We start from the raw sequence: 15,726 nt of genomic DNA, 5'->3' as shown, positions 1-15,726 counted from the left end.
AATAATACATCTTTATAAGGAAGCGTCAAGTACAAGACGAACGCCCATACCTTGAGGACTTATTTCATTTTTAAGTTGCTCACCTTCTCTTGAAAGCTCACATTCAGACCTAGAGGAAAAAATACTCCCTCCCTTAAGTACAGTATAGTTGCCCTCCGTACTACATAACTCAGCAACGTTACCAGACATATCGTATAAGCCTAGTTCATTTGGTTTTAAAGTACCGCGATACCCGTAACTACTTGTATTTTTCTTGTAATGCGCTACCTCATCAATGGCATCGCTCCCCGCATACTTATATCCCTTACTTGCAGCCCCGCCACTTGCAGCATAATCCCATTCTGTTTCAGTAGGTAATCGGTATGTCAAGCCTGTAAGTGTGTTTAATGCCTTAATAAACTCCGCAATATTAATAATTGAAACGTTTTTTATAGGCGCAGTGCCGCCACCAGAGCTATAATAGTTTTTATAGTCTTTCCCAAAACCTGCATGCCACTGTTCTATAGATAATTCATAAGGAGCAATATAAAATGGGGTAGGACCTGCTACTAATATCATCTCATCTTTAATACTTTGTACAAGCGCTTTTAAATTTTTCTTCAGTGTAACCGCTGCATCAAGGTGCGCTAAAAGGGTACACCCCAACGCACCTCCGCTTTCGCATACACTTTTTGCGATAGTAAGTGCCGTTTCTTTGGCATCTTGTTTCATCAACTCTTTTACCTTCAGTATAGCGTCTATACCAATAGCAAGTTCTTTCTTTTCCTTACTAATAGTATAAACAGCCTTTAGCTTCTCTAAAGGAACCGTAGTCTCAAAGCTAGCTATATACACCTCCGTTAAGCCAACCAATTCCTGTAGGTTGATTAAATACTCCATACTCGGTATTATCCCTGCTTGGTCCTTGTCTTCAAAGGCTTCTACTTGCTTTTTAAGCATCAGATAGTCGCTTCTGTTTTTATGGGTGTCGGGTGAATCTCCAACCGTTTGCATTTTTTCTTTCAAACTAGCTAATGCTAGCTCCGCAAGTAGTTTATTTCGGCCCAATATCTCTAAATACATCACCTTGGCATTGGTACTTCCTAGCATTTCCTTTACAAGGGCTAGATGTTCTAAACTAGCTGCATACTTACCTTCCTGAAAAGCAGTTTCAGCTTCGGCATACTCAATCTTAGCTAATGCATTTTGGGAAATAATAGGAGTTAGAGAAATAATACTTACAAATAAAACTAAAAAAACTTTGGGGAACATAAAATGGTTTTTAATAATAATGGAATTAGTTGAAATTTGCTACTCAGTTTTGTCCTCTTTTATCTCTACGGAAGTGCCCCAGAAATCATCATCTGAAGTAGTTGCATCCTGTACGGGGGTAGTTGCTTTCGTAGGTGCAGTTTCGCTTGGCACTTGTTCGGTTTTTATAGGAACAGTCTCGCCCCAAAAGTCAATGGGCTGGCTACTCGCTTCCTTTTTTGAATGGGTCTCTGGTTCTTTTAAAGCTTTTGGTTTCGCAACCGTATTTCCCCAAAAATCTTGTTGAGGTGTAGCTCCCGATGTGCCATCATATAGTACAGTTAGGGTGTCAAACTCCTCCGCAACTGGTAAAAAAGTTATTTGCACCGCATTTGCTGCTAATGAAGTTGTTAAGGTAGTCATAGAGTTATATGCAGCATCATAACTTTCAAAGTAACCAATAAGCGTAGGCGCGTTAGTAGCAAACTCAGCTAGTTTTTCTTGTGTCCTATTTATAAAAGGCCATGTAGCATCCGAGTATTGGTTTATCGCAAAAATATCGGTCACCTGCATCGAAGCGCTTCCAACCTGCAAGCTATCGGCATTGTAATAAAGGCTATAAAAATAAGCGGTTTTTAAACTGCTAGATGTGGTTGCATTCGGATAGTTAGGTGCTGGCAGTTCACCTAATGCTACTTCTCTTGCGGTAACAAGCTTCGTAATATAGGCTCTCTTTTCTTCGCGTAAGCGTTCTTGCTCCCGCCAAAGGGCTTCTTCCTGCGCACGTTCTTCACGGCGACGCTCTCCATCTGCTATAAGCCCTCCAAGTAGGTTTGCCGCGGCAGTACCCATGGCATTATAATCATTAAACCCGGCAATTGCTGACCCAAGTACTTGTGCGCTTTGTGCAAGCCCCATGGACAACTGATCTCCTTGAAATGCCTGCTCATACTTTGCTAATGCCTGCTGATTTTGAGCAGCTAAGCTTTGTTCAAAAGCGTGTTGTTGCTGTTGCCTCGCCTCATACGATTGTTGTAGCCGTACTTGCTCAGCCCGAGCATTGGTGTTATTTTCTGGAGTACGGCCATTATTTACATATTTAGGCACATACTTTTGGCCGTCGTAAGCTTTTGTATAATCAGCTTGTTGTGGGTTTGTATTTGGTTGATTTATAGAATCATTCCAGTCGCTACCAGCATCTGTATTTACAGCAACCCCTAGATTCTCGTTGCTAGTTTGGCCCTGCTTGTTGAGGTACGTATCAATTCTGCTCTCTAAAGCTCGATCCGTTAATCGAATTGGTTGCACAGCTTTGGCAGCACTCATCGTAAATGAATTACGGTCTACACATTTTGTCTTTTTTCCATCCGCATCAAATTCTGGCAAATCTTCTTGTATAATATGGTGTTGTAATCCTCCATTAGCGTATCCCGTTACCTCAAAAACAACCCCTGTATTCATAAATACTTCAATAGAAAACTTGGCACCATCTTTATAATCTCCAACACCATTTACAACAAGCTCGTTTTTTGAATCAACTAAATTCCCATTCTTAAAAAAATACTTAACACCCTTATATTGATACGCGTGAGCAGAATACGTATAGCTAGTAATTGCACTAACTTTTCCAGTACACGGACGATGGTTTTGCATAATAGCTACTTTCACCCGAACTGCAGAAGTATACAAGCCGTCACTAATACCACCCCCTGGAGTAATTGATAATGAAGCTGATGATACCTGTGCATAACTTAGTGTAGCAACGAGGAGGGAGAGTAAAAGAAGTAGTGGTTTCATTTCTTAAAATATTCTTAAAAAACAAATATAGTAATTCAAAAAACAATCCATGGTTTTAAACCCAATGCAAGAGAATCTCTTTTATATTTAAAGAAGTGTATTAAAAGCAGTAGCAGTAACCCATTATATTTATAATGAAGCGGAGGCTACTTTAATAAGTAAGAGGAAAAAAAGTATCACAAGACCTTGTAGTGGTTAGATTTTTAGGGAAAAGTACGTGCAAAAAATTAATTTTTTCTTTTATCGTGAAACGTAGATACTAATGAAATAACTTCATCAGACTTTATTGGTTTTACAATATAATCAGAAATCTCTGTAATTCTATTGGAGAGTTCCACATCACTAGCATCAACAGAGGAGGACACCATAAAAATCTCTATATCCTTTTCAATATTCGGCTTAAGTTTTACATATTCGTCCATAAACTGAAACCCATCCATTATTGGCATATTAATGTCTAGAAGGATAATGTCAGGAAGGTTTTCCTTTGCGTTTTGGTTTTCAATGAAAAAATCTAAAGCCTCTTCTCCATCTGAAAAAACAAGAATATTTTTTGCTAATTCATTTGCCTTTAATATTTTAGACACCGTGTATTGATAAATTTTATCATCATCAATTACACAGATAGAATATAAATTTTTCATCCTTGTTTGTTTAAAAGATTACTGTAAAGATAGAACCTTTATTTACTTCACTGGTAGCAAATATTGAACCACCCATAGTCTCAACCTGTATTTTGGTTAAATAAAGTCCCACACCTTTTGCTTCAGGATGACGGTGAAATGTTTTATTAAGCCCAAATAATTTATGGCCATGTCTTTTAAGATCTATACCCAATCCATTATCTCGAAATGTAAGATTTATTTTACCGTTTATATAATCTGTTTGAATAAATATATCAGGTTTGCGATCTGGGGAACTATATTTAATAGCATTCGTTATTAAGTTAAGAAAAATACTTTCCATATAGGTTTTATGGTATTTAATAGTAGGGGTCTTTGAAAAATCACTTCTTATAGTTGTATTTGTTTCTATTATTTGGCCTGAAATAATTTCTTTTGTTTTAGCTAGTATTTTTTCAAAGTGTAATGTCACTAATGGTTTCTCAATTTCTTTTCTTGTTTTTATTGCTTCAACTAAGGTGTTTAGTGTTGTTGTAAGATGGCTAATTACTAACTCGAATTTTTCAAACAACACCTTTTTTTCTTCCTCATCATCAACCATTTCATAGAGGTGAAGTAATGCGTTTAAGTTACTTACAGGTGCGCGCAAATTATGGGAAGTAATATGCGCAAATTCTGCTAGCTTTTTATTCTGTCCAGTAAGGTGCTCTGTTAAAACCTCTAAACTTTCTTTGGCTTGTAGTATTCTATTTTCTGCCTGCTTCTGAACCGTAATATCACGAATGGCCACAGAAATTAATAGGCCTTCTTCTGTTTCCAGCGGACTTAAACTAATCTGGATTGGTATTTTTGCATTTTCTTTATTTATTCCGAAAAGATCCTCTTGAAATCCCATTGTGCTAACCTCAGGATTATTAAATAAAATTGCTTGATGAATTGTTTGGTCACTACTAAATCGTGTAGGAATAAGTATCTCGATAGATTTTTCCAGCAATTCATTGAGTGTATAGCCAAATAATTTTTCTGCTTGCTTGTTAATAAGTTGAATTTTCCAATTCTCATTCATAATAACCATAGCATCTGGAGCAGATTCTAATAAACCTCTAAACTTGTTCTCAGCCATTTTTTGCTTAGTAACATCTTGACAGGCACCAATAAGCTCAATTAATTCGCCTGCAGGATTGGTGATAAATTCAGCCAAAAGATGTATTATTTTTACGGTGCCGTCTTTTAGCAAAATACGGTGTAATAAATCATCAAAGCTTTTCGCTTCAAAAGACTTTTCAATGTGTTTGCTTACGCGTTCTTTATCGTCTGGATGTACATAATTAAAATAGGTTTCGAAAACAATGGTGGAGCCTTCTTCTTGCCCAAATATATCGTAAAGATTTACAGACCATAATACTTTATTCGTTATTAAATTCCATTGCCAGTTTCCCATTAAGGTAATTCTTTCAGCAAAACTTAATAATTGGTTTTTACGGATAAGTTCATTTTTTGCTTTTTTCTGTAATGTAATATCCCGAATTGCTGTAGAAACTAACAAACCTTCTTTGGTTTCTAGTGGGCTTAAACTTATCTGTATAGGTATTTCGTTTCCTTCTTTATTTATTGCTACCAAATCTTTACCAACCCCCATTTCTCTAACGTTGGGGTTGCTAAAAAAGCTTTTTTCATATAGCCTGTGATTGCTTGTATATTGCTTAGGTATTATTGCTTCTATAGGTTTATTGAGTAGTTCATCTAAAGTATATCCAAAGAGTTTTTCAGCTTGGTTGTTTATTAATTGTACTTTTCCTTTTTCATTTACAATAACCATTGCGTCTGGTGCTGACTCTAATAAACCTCTAAATTTGTTTTCAGCCATTTTTTGTTCTGTAACATCTTGGCACGTTCCAATAAGCTCTATTACTTTACCTTCATCATTAGTAACATTAATTGCTAAAAGCTGTATTGTCTTGATAGTCCCGTTCGCTAATACAATGCGGTGTATTGCATTATTAAATTGATTCCCATTTAAAGAAAGTGATATTTTTTCAATAACTAAATCCTTGTCTTCGGGATGTACAAAACCAAAATAGGTGTCAAAATTTACTGCCGAACCTTCTTCAACCCCAAAAATTCTATATAGATTAGATGACCATTGTAAAATATTGGTTGTAAGGTTCCATTGCCAATTTCCCATTTTGGTTATTTTTTCAGCAAAAAGTAATAGTTGGTTTTTTCGTAACAGCTCATTTTCAGCTGTTTTTTGCAGGGTTATATTGCGTATAGCTGCAGATATTAAGAGCCCTTCTTCGGTTTCTAAAGGACTTAAACTTATTTGGATGGGTATTTCTATTCCATTTTTATGTATGCCATAAAGATCTTTTTCTACTCCCATAGCTCTATAGTTAGGGTTGCCGTAAAAGCTATCTTGGTACATTTTGCTATTGCCTGGAAATGAAGCTGGAATAAGTGTTTCAACGGCTTTGTTTAGTAATTCAAGGGAAGTATAACCAAACATTACTTCAGCTTGCTTATTTACTATTTGAATCTCTCTTTTTTCATTTACAATCACCATCGCATCTGGTGCAGACTCTAACAAACCTTTAAATTTATTTTCTGCTATTCGTTGTTGACTAATATCTTGGCAGGTGCCAATCATCTTTATTACTTTGCCATGTGTATCAGCGTAAACAACCCCTTGAAGTTGGACGGTTTTTATTTTCCCATTAGTAACGATATGATGTGTAAAACTTTTAAAATCTGCGGTGTTTAAAACATGATCAAAATACGCACTAACAAGTTCTTTATCGTCAGGATGTACAAAATTAAAGTAGGTGTTAAAATTTAAAAGGGTTATTTTTTTATCAAGCTCAAATATATTATAAAGATTATTAGACCATTGCACCTTATCATTAGCCACATCCCAATACCAATGTCCCATCATATTAATCTCTTCAGCCAAGTTTAACAATTGGTTTTTTTGTAATAACTCATCCTTAATCTTTTTTCTTTCAGAAATATCAAATGAAATCCCTAAAACACCTATTTTTTCACCTATATCATTTAAAATAGCAGAAAGTGTAAGTTGAATAGGGAAGGTAGTACCGTCTTTTTTCACACAAGTCCATTCACGAGTATCATATTCATTGTGTTTTGCTAATTCATTAAAAGGGTTACATTGCTGTGGGGCTATACCGTATTTTGTAGCGATATCAACTCTAAATAAGTCTAACTCTGCTTTTAGATGGAATATTTTAGGACTTTTAATCCCTATTATTTCAGAAGCAGAATATCCTGTTAATAATTCAGCTCCATAATTGAAATGTTTAATAATGCCATCAGCCCCTATTGATATAATGGAAACTGGTCCCGTATTTAAGATAGCTCTCAATTCTGCATTAAGCTTATTTAAAGCCAATTTTGACTCTTTTAGATTGTTTTTTGAGATTGATAGTTGTTCATTTACTTCAGTTAGGGCTCTATTTTTATTTAGTAGATATTTTACCCCTGGCATATAGACTAATAAATACTCAATTAAAAAAAGTAAAACAGCTATAATGGCTAGTACAAACATTGTGCTAACTAGACATTTAAGATGCTCTTCGGGAACTTTCTGGTATTCACTAACTACAGCATCCATGGCTAAAAGATACGATGGTTCTGCAACTGCAATAGTTGTTACATTACTCTTTAATAATGTTGCATTGGGGTTGGCACTAATATTTCGAGATGCAGAAAGAATCTTGTTAAGGTAGGGTTCACTTATTAGTAATAAGGAGTCAATTTTACTATTGTTTTCATCTGTTTTATTATGGGAAACAAGATACTTATGGGAGCGTTCTAATGCATCAGTAACATCTTTTAATGAGTTTAAATAGCTGGTTTTAAGGGTGTCTGTTAGGTCGTTATTATATGCAAAGGCAAATTTAGCAACACTTTGACTTAGCATACGTTGCTTTCCAGACTTGCTAATTAAAAACGCATTATGTCTTTGTAACTCAGCACTTCGATGTATTATATAAAGAGCTGCCCCTAGAATTGTAAGCAAGGTAACAATAAGTAGGACGTACCTATTTTTAATAGTCGTAGTAGGTTTTTCCATCTTAATACTAGTATCTAATAGTAAAAAGATGAATTGTAAAAGTTAAAAAATTTTTAGGTGTGTAGGTTTGTTTTAGAATCATGAGGATTTTTAATTTAGTGTCACTAATTGGGTTGTTAGGTAATTGTTTGACGATGTATAGATTTTGTAGCTATAAGACTGCAAATGGTATGTTTGTAGTTCATGTTTCAAAATCTAATTTTAACTACACTTTAAGGGGATTACTAAATATATAAAATTTTAACTAAATATAATAAATTTTTCCTTAGTTTAGAATTGTTATTGTCTTTAGAGCTTAGATAATTTTGTTTTTAATGTATTTTTTTAAAAGGATTAAAGCTCTAATAACTCCTAGTTTCTGTTAATAAGCTTGCATATCCATCAAAACCATGTATTGATTTATACATTTCATATAATTACACTAATGAAGTGTTTAGCTTTCGCACACGAAAACACATAGCTAGCTTTCCCTGTGATGCCGTTACAGACTGTCTTAATGTAATGATAGCTTTAAAGATAAGCAACATATTTCCCGCTTTGAATAATTTGTATTATAAAAGTTACGATAGAAATACTTTAAGAGAAAGGCTTAAATTAAAAACTGAATAGAAGTAATTCGGGTATTGGTAACGAACTTCTCTCCAGAGTGTCCCATTCCTAGCAAAAGCCTGCCTATCTTTGCCGAAAATTTTTTTATGCCCAATACTTTTCCCGATTTAGGAATTAATAAGCAATTACAACAAAGTTTAGCAGCTTTAGCTATAACTGTACCTACAGATATTCAGTGTAAAGCAATTCCACAAATACTAACGCAGACCAAAGATATAGTTGCTTTGGCAAAAACAGGAAGCGGAAAAACCGCTGCTTTTGGGTTGCCTTTATTACAGCTTATGGATACTAAAAATACAAGTGTGCAAGCTGTAATTTTAGTGCCCACCCGCGAGCTAGGGCAGCAAATACACGCTACCCTGGTTTCATTCGCTTCACATAGCCCAGAGATTGCTATTGCAGCAGTTTGTGGTGGTATTCCTATAAAACCACAAATAGAGCGCCTAAAAACTGCTGCGCATATAGTTGTTGCAACCCCTGGTCGTTTGGTAGATTTATTAAACAGGAAAGCTATTACGCTTACAAAAACAGCATATTTGGTATTGGATGAAGCCGATGAAATGATAAGTGCTTTAAAAACAGATCTAGACAGTATAGTTGCAGCTATTCCCAAATCACGAAGAACACTTCTATTTACGGCTACAATGCCAGGTACTATTAAGCAATTGGTGCAAAACTATATGAGTAAACACGTGCTGCATATAGAAGCAGATATGGAAACAAAAGGGCATCAAGGTATAGACCATCAATTTGTGGTTGTAGCACCTATAGAAAAATTGGATGTTTTGTTACATTTTTTAAGTGCTAAGGAAGGAGAACGGGGTATTATATTTTGTAAAACAAAGGCCGCTGTTAACAAACTAGCAAAAAACTTAGCAATAAATAAATTTTCATCGGGAGCTATTCATGGAAGTCTAACACAAGCCATACGCGACCGCGTTATGGGACAATTCAGAGAAGGGCATATCGCTATTTTGGTCGCTACAGATCTTGCTGCTCGTGGGTTGGATGTAAAAGAAATTAGTTATGTAATAAACTATCATTTACCAGATACCTACGAAACCTATGTGCATAGAAGTGGCCGTACGGCTAGAGCAGGAGCAAAAGGACTTTCGGTTACTATTTTGCAGCAAGAGGAAGTTTTTGAAATTCCAGAATTTGAAGAAGAATTAGGGATTATTTTTAATGAAATGAAAAAACCAGATGCACAAAGTACCGAAGAAAACAATACCTTGCTTTGGGCGAAAAAAATATTTAAAACCAAACCCAATCGAAGTATTTCTGTTGCGTTTAAAGAAAAAATAAATACTGTTTTTCATCATTTAACCAAGGAAGAGTTGATAGATAAGATACTAGCACATCAAATAGCACAAACCACTGTTGTGGCTCCAAAAGAAGAAGCGCCAAGCCAGAAAAAGAAGAAAAAATAATAATGGCAAATCTTATAAAAAATCAACAAAGTATTCTGGAAAAGCTAGGAATAAAAGCTTTAAACCTGATGCAAGAAAAAGCAATCTCAGTTATAGATAAAACAGAAAATACTATTTTACTATCACCCACAGGTACAGGGAAAACATTAGCTTTTCTTTTACCAGTGCTAAAAACATTAAGTACAGAAAATCCTGAAGTACAAGCCTTAATTGTGGTGCCTACACGAGAACTTGCCATACAGATAGAGCAAGTAGTTCGAAATATGGGTTCAGGATTTAAAGTAAACGCAGTATATGGGGGTAGGTCGAAGAGTAAAGATAAGATAGAACTAAAACACACGCCAGCTATATTAATTGGCACTCCAGGTAGAATTTTAGACCATTTTGACGACGGTCGCTTTTCAAAAGCTACTATACAAACACTGGTTTTAGATGAATATGATAAATCCTTAGAGATCGGTTTTGAAGGGGAAATGCGTGAAATAATAAATGAGTTGTCAGGGGTTCGCAAACGTATTTTAACCTCTGCCACACAAGGTGTTGGGGTTCCTAAGTTTGTGAAATTAGCGAGTCCTGTAATTCTTGATTTTCTTTTAGAAAAAACAGACCCTAAATTAGCAATTAAAACGGTAATTGCAGCCGATAAAGACAAACTGGAAGCGTTGATAAATCTTGTGAATTACTTAGGCAATCAACCAGGGATTATCTTTTGCAATTTTAGGGATAGCATTGAGTTGGTAAGTGGATTTTTACTAAAAAATAAAATAAGTCATAGCTGTTTTTCTGGGGGAATGGAACAAAAAGATCGTGAGCGGGCTTTAATTAAATTTAGAAATGGAACAAGCAGGATTTTGCTAGCTACAGATCTTGCTGCCAGGGGGATTGATATTCCTGAATTAAAATTTATAATTCATTATGAACTGCCACATTCGTCAGTAGAATTTACGCATAGAAATGGTAGAACTGCACGCGTGAATGAAAAAGGAACGGCCTATGTTTTAAAATGGAAAAACCAGCTTTTACCAGATTTTATTGAAAAAACGGATGCACTAACTATTTCTAAAGTTTTTGAAAAAACTGAACAATACTGGGAAACGCTCTTTATCTCTGGCGGAAGAAAAGATAAGATTTCAAAAGGAGATATTGCAGGTTTATTTATAAAACAAGGAGGGTTAACCCAAGAACAACTTGGGGTAATTGAGTTAAAGCAGGACTGTGCTTTTGTGGCTGTGCCTTTAGCACTCGCTTCAAAGTTGGTTGAGAATTTAACTAATACGCGGTTAAAAAAGAAAAAGGTACGGGTGTATATTTTGTAAATTGTTTGTAGTTAATTAATCAAAATAAAAAACCTATTTAACTTGATTTCGTTAAATAGGTTTTTTTAAACTTTCAGGTTGTTATTTTAATGATATGTATGCGTAGGTATTATACTTCAGGATGGTTATCGCTACTTTTCATAGCCCAAGCATCGAGCATCCAACTTATTTTTTCAATATGACCAATAAAACCACCAATTAAATCGATCGTACCTTCATCTCCAGCCTCATCTGCTTTTTCAACTACTTTGCGCATTTGTTTTAAGAGTTTCCCGTGGTCGTCTAAAAGAATTTTTACCATTTCAAGGTCTTTTGTCTCTCCTGAAGATTCTTTAATATTACTCATTTCAAGATAATCAGAAAGATTACTAGTTGGTTGGTAGCGAAGTGTTAAGATGCGTTCTGCAATTTCATCTACTTTTAGTTTGGCATCTTCATACATTTCTTCAAACTTAATATGAAGGTCAAAAAAGTTGCGACCTACAACATTCCAATGGAAGTTTCGCAGTTTTTGATAGTATAAGTGGTAGTCTGCCAAAAGTATATTAAGCTCTTTCGCGGTGGCAGTTGTTTTCTTTTTATCCAGGTTTAAATAGCCCATAGTTTTCTTTTTTAGTTTTACTCAAAGATAACAAACAGCAGTGGTCAAATCAATTTTAAAGAGGCATTTAGCCTTTTTTTAACGCTTAAAATATAAGCTAAAAACCACAAAAAAACTTTTCTTGAGTTAATAGAGGACTTGATTTATTGTACCTTTTTTATTAATAAAAAAATATAAAAGCTGTAGCGTTATAGTTATTGCTGTAAACGGTGCTTTTGAAGCAGAATAAGAAATTATAATGGTTTATATTACTAATTTTAGGTTCGCATCTATCCTTGATAATATTTCTTTACTTATGTTTAATTTAAGAAGATAATTAAGAAAACAGTTTTAATTTTTAGGACTATACCCTGCTTTCTTTTGAAAAAAAAATAAAGAATGTGCAATTTTTTTAAATATATTAAGTTATAAATTAGCATTTTTGGCATTCAATCCTCATTAAAAAGGATAAAAGATATATTTCCTTTACTTTTGCGGCGGCTGTTATTATAAATTATATAATTTAAAATACTCAATAAAAGTGTTTGCCTTGGTAAGCAAAAAAATAATAAATTTAAATTATCCCCTATGATTTTGTTGAATACTAAGCGATTGTGTTTTGTTTTTTTAGTGTTAATTGGAATGTCTGCTTCCTCTCAGGAAGATAAATTTAATCGTATCTCTGTAGAGATAACCACAGGTGTTCATGTACCTTTTGCTCCAGTAAATCACATATCTCGAAGTAACTATGTAGGTTTTAAACAATTTCAGCTTTCCGGGCGTTATATGCTGACAGAGAGTTTTGGGTTAAAAGGACATTATGCTTTTAATGGTTTTTCTTCCTCTAAAAATAAAAATTATAAAATTAGTTTTAATCGTGTTGGACTAGAAGCTGTTGCGAATGTAGGGAAGTTACTAAAAGTTGATTACCGTCTTCGTGAGCGCTTAGGTCTTTTGGTACATTCAGGCTTTGGTATAACATTAGCGAAACCATCATTTGTTGACGGTACAGATCACATCGGCAATTTTTTAATAGGTTTAACTGGGCAAATAAAATTAAATGATAATTTTACTCTTTTAGGCGATATGACCTACGTGCGTAGTTTTGAACAACAATATTCCTACAAAGGTCAATTGATAAACGCTAATTTTGATCCTGTTTCAGGGAGCTTCGTGAATGTTAGTATTGGTATTATGTACAATTTTGGTGAAGAGCGCTATCATGCAGATTGGTATTAATACTGTGTTGTTGATATTTTATTTTTTTATATAATTTTGTTTTTTATTCTAAATTTATACTTCTTTCTTTTCTTTTTCTCCCCCTTTTAATTTGAGAACATAACATAGAGTTAACTTTATAACGTCATTATTTGTCGTTTAATCGGAGATGATTTTCTATATTTGTGACTTTTTAAAAAAATGTTAACTTTTTAACAAATAAGGGATTGTTTTAATGAAAAAGATTCTTATAGTATTCGGAACCAGACCAGAAGCTATTAAAATGGCTCCTTTGGTGAAGGAGTTTGAATTACATCCAGAAGAATTTGATGTACGAGTTTGCGTTACTGCCCAACATCGTGAAATGTTAGACCAGGTTCTAACTTTTTTTGATATTAAGCCGCAATATGATTTAGATTTGATGAAACCAGGTCAGGATTTGTACGGTCTTACTGCAGCTATTATCACGGAATTAAAACCTGTATTAGAAGATTTTAAACCCGATTTTATTTTTGTTCATGGAGACACTACAACAACTATGGCTTCTAGTATAGCTGGTTTTTATAGTGGTGCTAAAGTATGTCATATTGAAGCGGGTCTTCGTACTCATAATAAATACGCACCTTTTCCTGAGGAAATTAACAGACAGATAACGGGGCGACTCACAGATTTTCATTTTGCACCGACCACTGCTTCTAAGGAAAACTTAGTAAAAGAAAACATTGATCCAAAAGATATATTAGTAACAGGTAATACCGTTATAGATGCACTAATTCAAAGTGTAGAAAAAGTTAAGCGCGAACCTAGTTCTTTAATTAAGGACTTAGATGACAAATTAAATAAAGCCCCTTTATTGCTGGTTACAGGTCACAGAAGAGAAAATCACGGGGATGGTTTTATTCGTATTTGTGAAGCATTAAAAACAATTGCTATTGAACGTAAAGAATTACAAATTGTATACCCTGTACACTTAAACCCAAAGGTATTAGAACCTGTTAATCGTATATTGGGTGATATAGAAAATATTCATTTAATAAAACCCTTGGCTTACCATGATTTTATTTGGATGATGGATCGAGCTAAAATAATTATAACAGATAGTGGTGGAGTACAAGAAGAAGCTCCGAGTTTAGGTAAACCTGTTTTAGTAATGCGCGAAACAACTGAACGACCGGAGGCTGTTGATGCGGGAACCGTAATTTTAGTTGGCACAAATACGCAAAAAATAATTAATGAAACATTTGCATTGCTAGATAATGAGGCTCATTTTAAGGAAATGAGTAGTAGGCATAATCCGTATGGTGATGGAAATGCTTGTAGTAGGATTGTTAACTTTATGAAGGAATTAGATTTAAAGAATGTTTAAAAAGAGTGATTGCTACTGCAGCTTTGAACGTCTGGTTTTTTTAAATTGATGTATATCTAACCATATGTTTTGACTCTTGCTAATAAAATGAATACTAAATAAGAATGAAATTAAAAAACAACAAATGATTCCAGATGTAGTAACCATAGGTTTAGGATATATAGGATTACCAACCTCAGCTTTAATGGCTTCTAAAGGCATACAAGTTCATGGTGTAGACGTGAATGAAGAAGTTGTTAAAACCATAAACCAGGGCAAAATTCATATTATTGAAATGGATTTGGAAGAAGCTGTAGCTTCGGCGGTAAAATCTGGGCATTTAATTGCCGATGTAAAACCGGTTAAAGCAAATACCTATTTAGTAGTTGTTCCAACCCCATTTAAGGGTAATCATGAACCAGATATTTCATATGTTGAGGCAGCGACAAAAGCTATAATTCCGTTATTAAAAGAGGATGACTTATATATTATAGAATCTACGTCCCCGATTGGAACGACTGAAAAAATGATGGAGCTTATTTTTAAAGAGCGCCAAGAGCTTAAAGGCAAAATTCATTTAGCATATTGCCCTGAAAGAGTACTGCCGGGCAATGTTATGCACGAGTTGGTTTATAATGATAGGGTAATAGGTGGGGTTGATGCTGCAAGTACTGAAAAAGCAATTACATTTTATAAACAATTCGTTAAAGGAGAATTACACGCTACGAACGCACGTACAGCGGAGATGTGTAAGCTTACAGAAAATTCAAGTCGCGATGTGCAAATAGCTTTTGCAAATGAACTCTCTTTAATTTGTGATAAAGCAGGTATAAATGTTTGGGAGTTAATCCGGTTGGCAAACAAACACCCTCGTGTAAATATCTTACAGCCTGGTTGTGGAGTTGGTGGCCATTGTATAGCTGTAGATCCTTATTTTATTACATCCGATTTTCCTTTAGAATCACAAATTATTGGGAAAGCAAGAGAAATAAATAATTATAAAAGCTTTTGGGTGGCAGAACAAATTAAAAAAGCACGTCATGCTTTTCAGTTAGAACATGGACGCCCTCCTGCCATTGCATTAATGGGGCTAGCTTTTAAACCCAATATTGATGATTTACGTGAATCTCCTGCAAAATATATAGTCCAAAAGGTTATACAGGAATCACAGGATGAAACCTATTTTATTGTAGAACCAAATATTGTAGATCATCAAGTGTTTAAAATTACGGATTATAATGAAGCCGTAGAAAAAGCTGATATAATTGCACTGTTGGTGGCACATAATGAGTTTAAAGAATTAGAATTTTCAGCTGAGCAGGTTGTTTTAGATTATTGTGGCGTTAGAAACAGCTAAAACAAAGAGTATGTAATTTTCTATACTTTAGCGTATTGATTTGAAATTTGAGAAGATAAAATTATTTAAGGACATAGTTGTAAAAAATTTACATTCACAAAGAAAGGCTTCACTAAGATGAAATTTTGTGA

Annotated in this window: 10 protein-coding genes; 5 read left to right on the top strand and 5 right to left on the bottom strand. The window is 34.4% G+C overall.

From position 1 onward, the window contains the following. Positions 1–12: 12 nt before the first annotated feature. From ABJ955_RS12820 to ABJ955_RS12805, 4 genes are all read right to left on the bottom strand, one after another. The gene (locus ABJ955_RS12820) at positions 13–1,251 is read right to left on the bottom strand and encodes a formylglycine-generating enzyme family protein (RefSeq protein ID WP_347375030.1); all 1,239 of its coding nucleotides are present in this window, start codon (positions 1,249–1,251) and stop codon (positions 13–15) included. A 39-nt stretch (positions 1,252–1,290) separates the two neighbouring features. Next, positions 1,291–3,027, bottom strand: coding sequence for a hypothetical protein (locus ABJ955_RS12815; RefSeq protein ID WP_347375029.1), 1,737 nt, complete (start codon positions 3,025–3,027; stop codon positions 1,291–1,293). Between the two features lie 227 nt (positions 3,028–3,254). Continuing rightward, positions 3,255–3,671 (bottom strand): response regulator, encoded by a 417-nt coding sequence (locus ABJ955_RS12810; protein WP_347375028.1) that lies wholly within the window; start codon positions 3,669–3,671, stop codon positions 3,255–3,257. Between the two features lie 10 nt (positions 3,672–3,681). Then, positions 3,682–7,740 (bottom strand): PAS domain S-box protein, encoded by a 4,059-nt coding sequence (locus tag ABJ955_RS12805; protein WP_347375027.1) that lies wholly within the window; start codon positions 7,738–7,740, stop codon positions 3,682–3,684. 695 nt (positions 7,741–8,435) lie between these two features. Between ABJ955_RS12805 and ABJ955_RS12800 the strand changes: the two genes are divergently transcribed. Both ABJ955_RS12800 and ABJ955_RS12795 read left to right on the top strand, forming a co-directional pair. Further along, a complete protein-coding gene (locus ABJ955_RS12800) occupies positions 8,436–9,779 on the top strand; it encodes a DEAD/DEAH box helicase (RefSeq protein WP_347375026.1) in 1,344 nt (447 codons plus the stop codon). Between the two features lie 2 nt (positions 9,780–9,781). Beyond that, positions 9,782–11,095, top strand: coding sequence for a DEAD/DEAH box helicase (locus tag ABJ955_RS12795; RefSeq protein WP_347375025.1), 1,314 nt, complete (start codon positions 9,782–9,784; stop codon positions 11,093–11,095). 109 nt (positions 11,096–11,204) lie between these two features. Here ABJ955_RS12795 and ABJ955_RS12790 read toward each other — a convergent pair whose 3' ends face one another. After that, the gene (locus ABJ955_RS12790) at positions 11,205–11,696 is read right to left on the bottom strand and encodes a DNA starvation/stationary phase protection protein (RefSeq protein ID WP_347375024.1); all 492 of its coding nucleotides are present in this window, start codon (positions 11,694–11,696) and stop codon (positions 11,205–11,207) included. 567 nt (positions 11,697–12,263) lie between these two features. Here ABJ955_RS12790 and ABJ955_RS12785 point away from each other — a divergent pair. The 3 genes from ABJ955_RS12785 to wecC all read left to right on the top strand — a co-directional run bounded on the left by ABJ955_RS12785 (position 12,264) and on the right by wecC (position 15,595). After that, positions 12,264–12,914: a hypothetical protein gene (locus ABJ955_RS12785; RefSeq protein ID WP_347375023.1), complete on the top strand. Its 651-nt coding sequence runs from the start codon at positions 12,264–12,266 to the stop codon at positions 12,912–12,914. Between the two features lie 214 nt (positions 12,915–13,128). Continuing rightward, positions 13,129–14,259, top strand: coding sequence for a UDP-N-acetylglucosamine 2-epimerase (non-hydrolyzing) (gene wecB, locus ABJ955_RS12780; protein WP_347375022.1), 1,131 nt, complete (start codon positions 13,129–13,131; stop codon positions 14,257–14,259). A gap of 124 nt (positions 14,260–14,383) precedes the next feature. After that, positions 14,384–15,595, top strand: coding sequence for a UDP-N-acetyl-D-mannosamine dehydrogenase (wecC, locus tag ABJ955_RS12775; protein WP_347375021.1), 1,212 nt, complete (start codon positions 14,384–14,386; stop codon positions 15,593–15,595). Positions 15,596–15,726 lie beyond the last annotated feature (131 nt).

This window comes from Aequorivita sp. Q41, from assembly GCF_039831855.1.
In the GTDB taxonomy this organism is placed as follows: Bacteria; Bacteroidota; Bacteroidia; order Flavobacteriales; family Flavobacteriaceae; genus Aequorivita.
Note: the sequence above shows the minus strand (reverse complement) of the source record. Positions and strands in the feature narration are given on the sequence as shown.